Source organism: Anaerobacillus sp. 63XJN7_5_ISO-PGPR-S23-430 (assembly GCF_056173695.1).
The window spans coordinates 3,392,364-3,405,939 of record NZ_CM149686.1; the positions used below are offsets into that span (position 1 = coordinate 3,392,364).

The window sequence follows — 13,576 nt, forward strand, 5'->3', positions numbered from 1 at the left end:
AGGACGTGAACAAGTGAAAATTTCACTCGACGTTGACGGGAAGTATCGAGAAACTAGTGTTACGATTCACTGCAAAGAAATGGATAATTCAATTAAAGAGATTCTCGGTTATCTTAATACACAAAGAGCAGAGTTCATTGTAGGCAAAAAAGGCGAGCAGCAGCACATTATAAAACCAAACCATGTGCACTACTTCCATTCAGAGGGGGATCAGGTCATGGCGACAACTTCTGATGGTGATTTTAAAGTGAAGGAGAAATTATATGAGCTAGAAGAGAGTCTGCCATTTAATACATTTATACGTCTCTCCAAATCCGTTATTGCTAATCTCCATGAAATCAATCATTTTGAGCCATCTTTTAACGGAACACTTGCTGTACACTTCCACTCTGGTAAAAAAGAATATGCTTCAAGACACTATGTTGGAAGATTAAAAGACGTTCTAAAAATGAATAGGAGGGACAAATAAATGAAAACATTTCTATTTAGAAGTATGATAGGGCTATTTTTCGGGGGATTCCTGGCTGTTTTGCTAACGTACGCTGTGATCTTTTTCGGAGAACAAACGACACTTGATTCAAGCCTTTTTGTGACAAACTCTTTAGGTGCCGTTTTCTGTGGATGGTTATTTACCGTTACCCCCCTATACTTTGAAATTCGTTCACTAAAACTTCCACAGCAAACGGCTTTACATTTTTTCACAGTAACGGTCGTTTACTTTATCCTAGCGTATGGAATCGGTTGGATTGAAGGTGGAGCAATAAACATTCTTATATTCCTCATTATATCAACCGTTTTTTATAGCGTGATGTGGATAGCTTTCTATCTATACTTCAAGCATGAATCAAAGAAATTAAATGATGACCTTCAACATATTAAATAATTGAGAACTTTCTTTATATAAAATCTTAATAGTATCAACTAAACTCTCGCCTTAATATGGTGAGAGTTTAATTTTTTATCAATTTATTTGATGATAACAGGAATTTACAGTCCTTTCCTCAAATATCATTTAATCATTTTTTCAATTAGATAAAATACAAATGAAAAGCGAATGCAAGTAGCATCCGCTTTCAAGAAGGCTTTCATATCTTAATTTCTGAATAGAAAAGACTCACCCACCAATATAGACACTGCCACATGTTCCAGGTGCTGGTTCATAATAACAATGATTTTTATATTGACCAGCGAAAGGCTGACCGTACCATGTAGGAGGACATGGACCATATGGATTGAAATACCATAGAGAATATTTCCCTGGGTGTTCTCTCCAATAATCCAAATTCTTTTTCGCTAATCTTTTTTCAGCCGATCTTGCTCTGTTGTAGAAGACATTACCCTTTTGAACTGCTTCAAAAGAATAATTACCTCCTTGGACTTGATAAATAACTTGAGGAATAGTTCTCACATCTTGGAAATCTAAGCAATTCGCTTTTGCACGATTCACAATGACATTCCCTACATATAGCATGCCTTGCTTTCCTTCACCCTCGGCTTCTGCTCTCATCATCCTTGCCATTAAGTCGATGTCTTTACTTGTGTATTTCACTCTTGGCATTTTTCCCACCCCAAAAGTATTGTATGAAAGAAGGCAGGTTTGATGTCATTATATTTATATATTGCTGAATAAAAGAAGAAATGTATCATTGCTTTTAAGACGAACATGCTAACTTGAAAAATCATTAAAATGGCACTTATGCCCATTCGCTCAATATTAAGTAAGGTCGTTTAGATGACCTTCTGGTGCTACGTTATCAAGATAATGACTTTCAATCAAAATTGTTTTTTTCTAATAAAAAGCCCTTCCAAATGGAATGAGCTTCTCAGAAATACTTCGTATAGAAATCGTACCGTAATTTTCCACTAAGCTGGGCGTACAATTTGGTTGTTTCACTTTTCTCGTGCCCCATCAAACTTTGGATTACTTCAAGAGGAGCACCGTTGTTAATCATATGTGTCGCGTAGCTATGTCTTAATTGATGAGGGTGAATCTCTTTTTTTAGCCCTGCATTTCTAGAAATTCGTTTAATGATATAGCGAATAAGGTCAATACTCATCCGTCTTTTTGGCCTTCTCTCAGTTATAAATAAGCAAGGTTCAAGATCATCACGCTCATCAAGATAGCGTTTCAACCAGATTGAGCAGCGAGTGTTAAAATACACTTCTCTCTCCTTATCCCCTTTTCCATGAACAATGACTGAATTAGTATGAAGGTTAATATCTTCACGATTGAGCTTCACAACTTCACCAATACGACAACCAGTTGAGTAAAAGAATTCAAACAAAGCTTTTTCCATCGTGTTCTGACAGCCTTCTCTCAAGAGTTCAATTTCTATTTCAGTAAGAAACTTTGGTATTCTCTTACCAAGCTTAGGTTCTTTCAATTTAGCAGCTGGATTTTTTTGAATAAATCCCTCTTCATAAGTCCATTTAAACAACGAGCGTATACACCGGATACGATGCCCTAAGCTAGAAGGCTTTAAATGACTTCCCATTTTCAGTAAATATGCTTTAAGCTGATCTGTCGTAATCACATTCATATCAACATTACCAAAGTGGCATAAGAGCTGATTGTACTGAAAATAGTAAGTCTTGAGCGTTAATGGAGAATATCCTTCAATTTTCTTATCAAGATTATACTTTTCCCAAACAAGCGATAACAACATCCACTCCACTCCCCCAAGTTACGAATCTAGTAATCTTGATTTTATTATGTCCAGGAAGTGGGAAGTTTATGCTAGAGTTATTCAACAATCGCTCCGATAGATAATGGAGTAAGATTTAAATTGAAACACAACCACCAAGTAATCGGTATCTTTGTCCACAAAACACTGTGCACCACGCCTTAACTGGCTGGTGTACAGTGTTTTTGGATGCTCAATCGAATTTGCTCGCTTACAAGTGAAGTACCTCAAATAAATTAACTGAAGTTATGAATCTGCTTTCTTCTTCAAGGGGTATTTCTTATTAATTATCGAGATAACGACCATAGTTGTCGAACTTAATGCCACTGCCTTAATTATTAAAATATCCGGCAAGATTATATATTCAATGCCCATTACAACCATTACGATTAAACATGTAATAAGAAATCTTTTCCCGAAAGACATTACTAAACCTCCTCGAAAGTTTATTCACTTGATGTGATTTCGAAATCACACCCTTCAGCTCCCGTTTCATACTCAATCTTAATATTAAATCCCCTTCAACTATCGCTCCGAGATTGCTTAAGACTCGTAGTATCTATTGTATGCACTAATAGTAACTCCACTGAAATTGAAAAAGCTGCTCTCAATTCTATTTTTCTTTCTTTCGGAAATATTTCCATTTGTATGCGGTACTTAATGCCAATAAAGCGATAATTAGAAAGGACTTAAGATAAGGGTTTGATACTGTGAAATATACGAAAAAAGTAGATATTACTATAAATAAGTAAACAAGTAATAAAGATAAAGGTAAAGGCTTATCTGACTTCAAAGTATCACCTCTTTAAATTAATTATTTATAGTCTCTTTCTAATACAGTAACAAAGGAGTAAGATGACTTAATTCTCCTACCAACATTCCAGAATCATCTCCTAAACCTACATTGAGAGCTTACTTTTTATTAAGTAAACGCTCCCGATTGCGGAAGAAAAACCTTACTTTCCTACTTGATAGTTTTGGTAAATCCATTCAGTTGCAGATTTTAGATCCTCAGCTATGTAATCAATCTCTATATCTTTCAATTTATCATAGTGCTCATGGAGGGAAGAGCTTCCAGCTCCGGTTTTAACTAAAATCTTCACACATCCTGCCTTTGATGCAGCAACTATGTCGCTCCATCGATCCCCAATAACAACACTATTTTTAAAATCAATCTGATGTTTATGTTGAGCCTCTTGAAGCATTCCTATATTAGGCTTTCGGCAGTTACAACCTTTTTGACTGTCGTGAGGACATATGAAAACATCATCGAAACCAAAGTTCATAAGTTCGCTATTAAAATCTTGCTCTATCGCTTTGCCATTTGATATTCCTGGTTGATTGGTAAACGAGAACACCTTAACACCATCATTATGGAATCTACTAATCACTGAATTCGTATATGAAAACAACTTAAACTCACCAGGAAAATGAATGGAGTCATCTCCTCCAATAGTTCCATCACGATCTAAAAACACTACTTCAATTGTTCTGTTATTCAATACTAACACCCCTTTGTAAACCCATTGAGCTGAATTAATATAATACTTGCGGCGATCAGACAATTCTCTTTACAACTTTTTCTCCTTAAGCCCATGATTCCAATTATTTCAAATGAATCCGTATAACTCAATTTTTTCTTTCAAACGAAAGGAGCCTATCTTATTATAGATAAGCTCCGAGATTATGGAAGAAATAATATCTATCCCACTAGATATATGGAGAATAATTTTATTACTTCTGTTTATAGATAAACCTATAGCCAAAGTAAATAACCAATAATGCTAAAAAAGTAACTATTAAATTATCTATTGATGCACATACTACTCCTCCGACACAGAAAGATGGTTCACTTGGATTTCCGAAGATGAATGATATTAAGCGAATACCTATCCCCTCCTGAAAGAGTGTTTTTATTGGTATATTCGCTTTTCTCAGCTTGTATACTTCATCTTTTCAGCAACGAAGGACTGTAGCCTTGTTCTTCAATAGCTCCCTATTGTTGAGTTATCAATACTATTGTTTTTTATTAATGGTGTATCTAACTAGAGCATTCCCCCAACACTAATTCTATGAATAATATAATCCACAAAATTGGCTGCACCTGTTGTAATGCTGATCCTCCTACACCACCATTTGAAAACTTATATAACCAGACATACTCTCCCCACATAATGATAAGAAGTAACTGGGTAAAAAACACAAATATTAATGATGCCAATAATTTCAATAGCACAAATCCTTTCATTAAAAATTTATAATGCCCTTTGAGCGACAAGCGCTCCCTTTTCTTGAGGAAATAAAAATATAGATGATACGCTGCTTTGTTTAGCTGTTAGCTATTGCTGCCACTATGTTATGAATTCCTTGCCTAATAGATTCTAACTCTCCACTGATTTGATAAATATGAAAACAAAGAAATGCAAATGAAATGGTGATTACTCCAAGACAAAATGCTTTAAATGCTCTATATGTATTCTCATTAATTTAGATCTCCCCCCTTTACTAGATACAAAACCTTAACTCTCGGCTGTTTTGGCATTAATGAATCGCTCCTAGTTTATGGAGTAAGCTATTTACAGCTTAGAATATCATTATTCAGAACCACTGGTCCCAACTTTCCAGTTTTAGAATTGGATGCTCTCACTTGAACTTTAGCATTGTTTAATTTTGCGGTGATCAAGTCAAACCTTCCCGACCAGGTAGGACTATCTTCTTCTGGAGTAGGATAAAGTCTGAACCTCCAGCTTATTTCACCAGGTATAAAAGCAAATCCCTCATAAATATCATATTCGCCGTATGTAGAGGGTTCAGGTAGATGAACACTTAAGATACTGATATTAGTTCTTGCAAAGCTTGGTGGAATTAATTGAACTTTATAAACTAGTGCACTTCCTCTTGCATTAGTAAGACCTTCATCGATTGGGTCTAACACCATACTGCAAGGCATTGAGATAGCATTTGATTCTTTAGGAAAAAGAACTACTGAAGCCAGAAGGGATGTAATCAATAGAGTTTTTTTCATATGTTTACCTCTCACTTTTTTGATTAGCTTTCCCTAATGATTACTCAATATAAGAATTAGCTGCTTAATATTCTTCAACAAGGGGTACCGCCAGCAAAACGCGGAAAACGTACGCTAAGCAAGATTCGACATGAAAATAGCCGATCCTCTTTACTATGAGGACTATCGGCTATTTACCTTATTAGGTAATTAATATATTGTAATTTTATTAACAAAGTCTACTGACCAAGGCTTAACTTGACCATCGCTTGTTTCCATTTTTGAATAAGGGTTTTCTACTACCATCATGGTAAGGTTTCCCTTATCTAATCTACTAGAGTCAATGGGGATGTTCAATATACCATCATTTGTCGGTGAATATATTTCCTTTGAAATTTCTAATTGTTTGGAATCAAGGAATGATAGTATATAGTAACTTTTCTCCTTTTCCCCATAGAAATTCAACCACAATTCAGAAGGTACTTCTTCTTTATTGATTTGAGTAATTATCTTACCTTCTAGCTCACCTCTAGGTTCTGTAGTTAAGATTGGAGGAATAGGCTCTCCTTTACTTGTGTTAAGAGGACTAACTTTAAATTCATGTTTTTCATTAGCACCTACCAAAAGGTTAGTCCGTTTAGATAAGTAAAATACTTCAGGAGGGATAAACGCTTCTTTTGCAAGTGACTTGTTAGGTTCCCTTATACATACTATAAGTAAATCGTGTAGCCCAGGTTTTATACTTGGTATACTGATGTCAAGATTGATTTGTTCATTAGGTTTTGCATTTATATCTAAAAACTCAACAGTTTCACCTTTACTTTGATATTCTATTTGTTTGTAGTCTAATAAAACCAGAATTCTATAGTTATCTTCATAAGAATTTCTATTATGAATCACTATTTTAGGTGTATAGTTATCATTATTATTAATTTCATGTGTAATATTTAATTGAGAGGTTGCTGTTTCGTCAAATAACCCAAGTGTAAAACTAACTTGATTCTCACTTGTACCTTGAATTTTATTTGCATCTTCAGTTTGATTCTCTTTTTCCGTTTGAAAAGAACAACTTGATAGTAATATTAATAAAACTACAGATATCATTTGCCTCTTCATAATGTACCTCCGATATATAAATAGAAAGGTAGGAGCTAAAGCATCCTACCTTTTAAACTTACAAATCACTATCTATTGTAGTATCAGACCACGCTTGTCCCCAATCATCCATCACATAGTGGTGTGAGGAACCATGATAGTAGTTGCCCGAAACATAAATAGTGCTACCTGCATTAGCATATGCAAAGGTACCTAAGCGCTTATCCCTTTTCCAATTAATTAAGGAATCCCCTTTGTAGAGATAATTTGCCACTCTAATATCAGGGACTGTTTGACTTGTTGTAGTGCTACCCCAAGTGTTCACTCTACCACTACTTAAATAAGCACTTGTTGTAGCCGAAATAGCAGTCCCACTAGCTACAGCATTTCCACCATCAATAGATTTACCATTAGCTTTGCTGGGGGTTTCTAGAAATCCTTCAACATTAGGTTTGTGCTCTTTTTTGACTGAGGCATCGACATTCCCACTAACACCAAACAAAGTGACTACCGTAGCAAACACTACTACTTTCTTAAATAGTGGTTTAATTACAAAAACCTCCCAATAAATTTTTAATTTGAGTCATCCCAACATAACCATAATGACTTGAAGGATTTAAAGAATTTTTCACCCCCTGGTTTCTAACGGATTAATTATATATTCTAAAAACGCAAGAAGGTATCCTTCTTATTTTAAAAAAATGGAAATTTTTCTAATTTAAGGGCATGGAATCATTTAACATACATTGCTATTGTTTCGATGTATTGGAGTTAACACAACACAATATTAATTGTGTTGTATTGACTGGGTTTTAGGGGTATATTTAAATTGGTTTACGCAACACAATTGATTAAGAATACGTCTATTTCTAATGCAACACAATTTTATTGACGAGGTCAGTGACTATGAACTTATTAAAAGATTTTAATTTTTATCTTCAACAAGAACGAAAAAGCGAAAATACCATTAAAGGTTACCTATCAAATGTTCAGCAATATCTTACATGGTTCAAAGGATCGTATGGGTTAGAATGTAACTCATTGTATCGACAGAACATTCTAGAATATATTAGTTTTTTAAAAAACGTTAAAATCCAAAATGCTAGAACGATTAATCATAAGATCAGTAGTCTGGCAAAATTTAATTCGTTTCTGATTGATCAGAAGGTACAAGAGGAAAAGGTGATTTATAAAACAGATATGCTTAAAATTCAAAGGGCCTATGCTTCTCCTACAAAAGTTGCCGAGGTAGAAGTGAAACAGTTTTTACAAAATATCTTGGAGAGTAAAAATAAAAGAAACTATGCAATCGTGGTCCTTCTTTCCTATACCGGACTACGAATCTCTGAAGCATTATCCATTAAATTAAATGATATGAACCTGCAGACTGGTGAATGTATTATCAGAAATGGAAAAGGAGAAAAGCAACGCGTTGTCCTTTTAAACAGAAGGATTATTTATGCTATTAGGGAGTATATGAAAGAAAGAGAAGCTTCTGTTGTTTCTCAAGCATCACCCTACTTATTTATTAGTAAAAAAAGAGAGCGACTTGATCGTACCGTCGTTAACCGCCTCTTTAACAAGTATAGTCAGACGATTACCCCCCATCAACTTCGTCACTTCTTTTGTACGAACGCCATTGAAAAAGGGTTTAGTATTCATGAAGTTGCGAATCAAGCTGGACATTCCAATGTAAATACGACGCTTTTATACACCAACCCGGACCAAACAAAATTAAAGAGTAAAATGGAATTATTATAGGAAGGAGAAAATGGATGAGAGGAAAAGAGTTACTAACTCCTGAACAACGGGAAGAATTCATGCGTCCATCGAATATTACAGAATGGGAGCTCGCCACCTTTTACACCTTTTCTAACTATGATTTAGAGATCATTAATCGTCATCGTAGGCAGCACAATCGATTGGGATTTGCTGTTCAATTATGTCTTCTTCGATATCCAGGCTGGTCCTTATCTGATATTAAGGAAGTCCCTCCATTAATTTTGTCATATCTGGCCAAACAGCTAGATATCGATCCTGAATCATTCACGTTATATGCTCAACGAGAAGCTACAAGACGAGAGCATATGGAAGAGATTAGACAAGAATACGGGTACCAAAACTTTTCTTTACGTGAATATCGCTATCTTTCACGTTATCTATTTCATCGAGCTGTTGAAAACGGAAATGCAATACTTCTAATTCGGCAGGCCATTGAGGAGTTACGTAAAAGAAAGGTTATTTTACCTGGAATGACTACCATAGAAAGGATCATATGGGAGGCGCGTAATCGAGCAGAAAAATGGATTTTCAAAACACTCAATGATGCCCTATCGACGAAACAAAAACAACAATTAGATTCTCTTTTAGAACCTGCAATGGAAAACGGTAAAACGACACTAGCATGGTTGAAAGAAAATCCAGGCACTTCCTCACCTGATACATTTTTGAAGGTCATTAAACGATTAGAATGTATTCGCAAACTTGATTTAAAGGTCAATACCCACGACATTCATCCCAATCGTTTTCGCCAATTATCGCGACTAGGTGCCAGGTATGAACCTTATGCTTTTCGGAGATTTAAATCTGATAAAAAATACAGTGTTTTAGTGACTTACATACTGGACTTGAGCCAGGACCTTATTGATCAGGCTATTGATATACATGATAAACAGATTGTGTCTCTTCAAAATAAAGGTCGAAAAGCACAAGAGGAAATGCAGAAGCAAAATGGAAAAACTGTGAATGAAAAGTTAATTCACTTCACTAATCTAGGTACAGCATTAATAAAAGCTAAAAAGGAAAGCCTAGATCCTTTTGAAACGATTGAAGCTGTCATGCCATGGGAAAAAATGATTCAATCCGTGGAGGAAGCTAAAGAGCTCACCCGTCCATCGAATTATGATTACCTAGATTTGTTAGAACAGCGCTTTTTTTATCTACGAAAGTATACGCCATCGTTGCTTAAATCCATAGAATTTCGTTCGACTGCAGCTGCGAAACCAATAATACAGGCTCTTGATACCATACATGAAATGAATGAATCAGGAAAACGGAAATTACCAGAAGGATCACCAGTCGGTTTTGTTCCAAAACGCTGGGAAAAACATGTCTATGATGAAAATGGCATTATTAACCGACATTATTATGAAATGGCCGCACTAACAGAATTAAAAAATCATATCCGTTCTGGTGACATTTCAGTGGTGGGCAGCAGGCAACACAAGGATATTGACGATTATTTTGTGACAAAACAAGAGTGGCAAAACCATCGCTCCAAAGGAAATAATTTAGCAGTACCTATCTCTTCAGAAAACTATTTGGCTGAAAGAGAAACATCATTGAACCAGCGTCTCCAATGGCTTTCGAAAAATAGTAATGATTTAGAAGGGATTAATCTAGATAAGGGGAAACTACATATTCAACGGTTAGAGAAGGATGTTCCGGAGGAAGCAAGGGACTTCAGTTTGTCCCTCTATGCTATGCTTCCTCGAATTAAACTCCCAGACCTATTAATGGAAGTAACCAATTGGACAGATTTTGATGAGCAATTCATTCACGCTTCAACGGGTCGGATTCCCGACAAAGAAGAAAAGAGGATTCTATTAGCTACCATAATGGCTATGGGAACGAACATTGGTTTAACTAAAATGGCTGAGGCAACCCCGAATATCTCTTATCGGCAAATGGCTAACACTTCTCAATGGAGAATGTACGAGGATGCAATGAATCGTGCGCAAGCACACCTTGTAAATTTTCATCACAAACGCGCTCTTTCATCTTATTGGGGGACTGGGACCACTTCCTCTTCTGATGGCATGCGTGTACAAGTCGGAGTTTCATCTTTACATGCTGAAGCCAATCCCCATTATGGAACAGGGAAAGGCGCAACGATCTATCGTTTTACGAGTGACCAATTCTCTTCCTTCTATAATAAAGTGATTAATACTAACGCACGGGACGCAGTACACGTAATAGATGGGTTACTTCATCACGAATCTGACTTAAGTATTGAAGAGCATTATACCGATACAGCAGGATACACCGACCAAATTTTTGGTTTAACCCATTTGCTTGGTTTCCGATTTGCCCCACGACTCCGAGATATATCAGACTCAAAACTTTTTTCAATGAGTCCACCTAGCGATTTTCCTGAACTTCAAACCCTTTTACGAGGTAAAATAGACCAGAAAGTTATTCATGAGAATTATGACGATGTATTACGTTTAGCTCATTCCATTCAAGTTGGAAAAGTATCTGGTGCTCTTATTATGGGGAAATTAGGTTCTTACGCTCGTCAAAATAAGGTTGCCAAAGCATTACGAGAAATGGGCAGAATTGAAAAAACCATATTCATGATGGATTATATTGCAGATGCCTCTATGAGAAGACGGATTCAAAAAGGGTTAAATAAGGGAGAGGCTATGAATGCATTGGCAAGGGCCATTTTCTTTGGCAAACATGGAGAGCTAAGAGAACGAGCTCTTCAAGATCAACTCCAGCGAGCTAGTGCATTAAACATCATCATTAATGCTATCTGTGTATGGAACACTGTCTATTTGGAGAAGGCTGTTGCTGTTTTAAGGGAAAAGGGAGAGTTAAAAGAGGATTTATTGAATCATATCTCCCCATTGGGGTGGGAGCATATTAACTTCCTAGGGGAATATCGTTTTGATTCTAAAGCTAGAACAAGTGTAGATGTATTGCGTCCTTTAAATATGAAATAAATAAATAGCCGAATCTTCTTAACGTATAGAAGATCGGCTATTTTCGTGTCGAATTTTGCTTAGCGTACGTTTTCCGCGTTTTGCTGGCGGTACCCCAACAAATGCTCCGAGATTGTTGAACAATATAAACAAATTAAATAAAATGTTGCAAAATAATACCTTTGTCCTTACTCAATTCTACTTCTGCGTAGCAACCATTTATTAAAGTGATTTGTGGTGGCACGTGACCACAATCAATGTCGTAAATAATTGGAACTCTAATATCCTCGAACAAATCATTATAAACGTCTTCTACATAATAATTTCCAACTGGTGTATTTGCTGCACTTCTCCCAAACATAATTCCTGAACAGTTTTTAAACCACCCGGCTAATTTCATCTGTATTAACGTTCTTCTCAGATCTGTTGTCGATAAATCGCAGTTTTCAAAAAACCACACTATAGGCTCATTATTGATGTACTGCTCATTAAATTTTCTTACATCTCCAAACGGTGTACCAATTAAATGTCTAATTACATCAATACACCCGCCAAGTAAACGCCCTTTGATTTTAACATTGTTCTTCGAAATAGATTTCCATTCAGTTTTTTCCGTTAAATTAAATACATATGGAGTAGGGCTATCGAACTGCCACTCCTTTTGATACATTTTTGAAGATTTTTGGACGATTGATGAACCAGTTTCAATTGATAAAACCGATTCCCACATTGAAGTTGTTTCATCTGAAAATTCACCTCTTAAATCTACTAAGTTAGTACCATGTGCAGTAGCTATTCCTGTCTTTAATGTGATAGCTAACAATAGAACACTCACATCTGAATATCCCAATACCCATTTGGTTTGTATTTGTTCAAAATCAATATTTTCCAGTAATTCAACAAGTAACTCCCCACCCCATGGCGGGATGATAATTTGAATTTGATCGTTTAACATCATCAAATTAAATTCTTTAGCCCGATTTATAGCTGGTGCAGATTTTGCTTTGTGTTGTGTCCAAATAGTATCACCGAAGGTAACCTTAAACCCTCTAGATTCTAAACGATTACAAGCTGTCTCAAGAAGTCCATGTAGTTCAATTGGAACACCAGATGACGGTGCTGTAACTCCTATTGTGGCTCCTTGATTTAAAATAGGATATTTAATCATGTTCGTCTCTCTCCCTATATGGATAACATTGTTCATAACAATAAATTAATTGTAATCAAAGTATATTCCTCAGAGTTGGTGGCTCATGAATAATAGTAAAGTTGTTTTCCATGTTGTCTTTCCTCCATTTTAATAAACTGATTGCATTTGTGAGTATGGAAACCTAAATAATAGTAGATTAAATCTCTTCCGATGTTTCTAATAGCCTTTTTATTGCACCTATAACAACGGATGGTTCATCGTCTTGTATGTAATGAGCGCTATTTTCAGCAATTATTAGTTCACTATTAGAAGAAATTCGAAGGATCTCCTCCTGCATTTCATTCCATAGTTTTTGTGATTCAGCCGAATAGTGATCTTTTTTGCCAGCTGATAGAACAATCAAAGGGACGCTTAGGCGCACCTTGCATTCCTTTAATTGATTTAAACTTTCACCAAATTCATTATAGTTGCCTTCTACAGTGAATTGTTTACGATAGGCTTCTTGGAATTCTTCTGACATAGTGGGCAGGAACCTTTCCCTATAATCTTCCGGAGTCGAGTCCACTAGTATTAAGCCATAAACATCATCATGATATTTACTGGCATACAGCCTTGTGTTAACTCCACCAAAAGAATGTCCAACTAATAGGTATGGAGGGGTAATGGACATTTTATTAAGGAGTTCCTTCAATTCCTTTACCATCTCTAAGCTAGTTCTAGGTTTAGAACTTGCTTCACTTTTTCCTAAACCTGCTCGATCATAAACAAGCACTTCTGTTAACGAAGCAACTTCGGAAATAATCGAATCCCACCCCTTTGAATAATCTCCATATCCTGCTTCCATAACAACAGTCGGTTTACCGTTCTTCTTTCCAATCAGTTTAGTAAACAATTTATAATCACTTACTTGTATAAACGTCTCCTTAGACATAAACAA

12 protein-coding genes are annotated in these 13,576 nt (G+C 35.8%); 4 read left to right on the forward strand and 8 right to left on the reverse strand.

All coding sequences use genetic code 11. The annotated features are described in order from the left end of the window. Positions 1-13 precede the first annotated feature (13 nt). Both AC0VYJ_RS17745 and AC0VYJ_RS17750 read left to right on the forward strand, forming a co-directional pair. Complete coding sequence (locus tag AC0VYJ_RS17745) at positions 14-469, forward strand: LytTR family DNA-binding domain-containing protein (protein ID WP_475365762.1); 456 nt, start codon at positions 14-16, stop codon at positions 467-469. Beyond that, complete coding sequence (locus AC0VYJ_RS17750; protein ID WP_475365763.1) at positions 470-883, forward strand: DUF3021 domain-containing protein; 414 nt, start codon at positions 470-472, stop codon at positions 881-883. Between the two features lie 231 nt (positions 884-1,114). Here AC0VYJ_RS17750 and AC0VYJ_RS17755 read toward each other — a convergent pair whose 3' ends face one another. The 6 genes from AC0VYJ_RS17755 to AC0VYJ_RS17780 all read right to left on the reverse strand — a co-directional run bounded on the left by AC0VYJ_RS17755 (position 1,115) and on the right by AC0VYJ_RS17780 (position 7,306). Further along, complete coding sequence (locus AC0VYJ_RS17755) at positions 1,115-1,558, reverse strand: cell wall hydrolase (protein ID WP_194218924.1); 444 nt, start codon at positions 1,556-1,558, stop codon at positions 1,115-1,117. A gap of 265 nt (positions 1,559-1,823) precedes the next feature. After that, a complete protein-coding gene (locus AC0VYJ_RS17760; RefSeq protein ID WP_475365764.1) occupies positions 1,824-2,666 on the reverse strand; it encodes a tyrosine-type recombinase/integrase in 843 nt (280 codons plus the stop codon). 974 nt (positions 2,667-3,640) lie between these two features. Beyond that, a complete protein-coding gene (locus AC0VYJ_RS17765; protein ID WP_475365765.1) occupies positions 3,641-4,186 on the reverse strand; it encodes an HAD-IIIA family hydrolase in 546 nt (181 codons plus the stop codon). 1,070 nt (positions 4,187-5,256) lie between these two features. Beyond that, a complete protein-coding gene (locus AC0VYJ_RS17770) occupies positions 5,257-5,709 on the reverse strand; it encodes a YoqH family protein (RefSeq protein ID WP_371019061.1) in 453 nt (150 codons plus the stop codon). 189 nt (positions 5,710-5,898) lie between these two features. Then, the gene (locus AC0VYJ_RS17775; RefSeq protein ID WP_475365766.1) at positions 5,899-6,804 is read right to left on the reverse strand and encodes a hypothetical protein; all 906 of its coding nucleotides are present in this window, start codon (positions 6,802-6,804) and stop codon (positions 5,899-5,901) included. Between the two features lie 58 nt (positions 6,805-6,862). Continuing rightward, positions 6,863-7,306 (reverse strand): hypothetical protein, encoded by a 444-nt coding sequence (locus AC0VYJ_RS17780; protein WP_475365767.1) that lies wholly within the window; start codon positions 7,304-7,306, stop codon positions 6,863-6,865. A gap of 383 nt (positions 7,307-7,689) precedes the next feature. Between AC0VYJ_RS17780 and AC0VYJ_RS17785 the strand changes: the two genes are divergently transcribed. Then, the gene (locus tag AC0VYJ_RS17785) at positions 7,690-8,544 is read left to right on the forward strand and encodes a tyrosine-type recombinase/integrase (RefSeq protein WP_475365768.1); all 855 of its coding nucleotides are present in this window, start codon (positions 7,690-7,692) and stop codon (positions 8,542-8,544) included. A 14-nt stretch (positions 8,545-8,558) separates the two neighbouring features. Next, a complete protein-coding gene (locus tag AC0VYJ_RS17790) occupies positions 8,559-11,510 on the forward strand; it encodes a Tn3 family transposase (protein WP_475365769.1) in 2,952 nt (983 codons plus the stop codon). A 133-nt stretch (positions 11,511-11,643) separates the two neighbouring features. Here the strand turns inward: AC0VYJ_RS17790 and AC0VYJ_RS17795 are convergent, their stop codons facing one another. Both AC0VYJ_RS17795 and AC0VYJ_RS17800 read right to left on the reverse strand, forming a co-directional pair. Further along, positions 11,644-12,657, reverse strand: a complete 1,014-nt coding sequence (locus tag AC0VYJ_RS17795; RefSeq protein ID WP_475365770.1) for a S66 family peptidase — start codon at positions 12,655-12,657, stop codon at positions 11,644-11,646. Between the two features lie 178 nt (positions 12,658-12,835). After that, positions 12,836-13,570 carry an alpha/beta fold hydrolase gene (locus AC0VYJ_RS17800; RefSeq protein WP_475365771.1) on the reverse strand — a complete coding sequence of 245 codons (735 nt, stop codon included), beginning with the start codon at positions 13,568-13,570 and terminating at the stop codon, positions 12,836-12,838. Positions 13,571-13,576 lie beyond the last annotated feature (6 nt).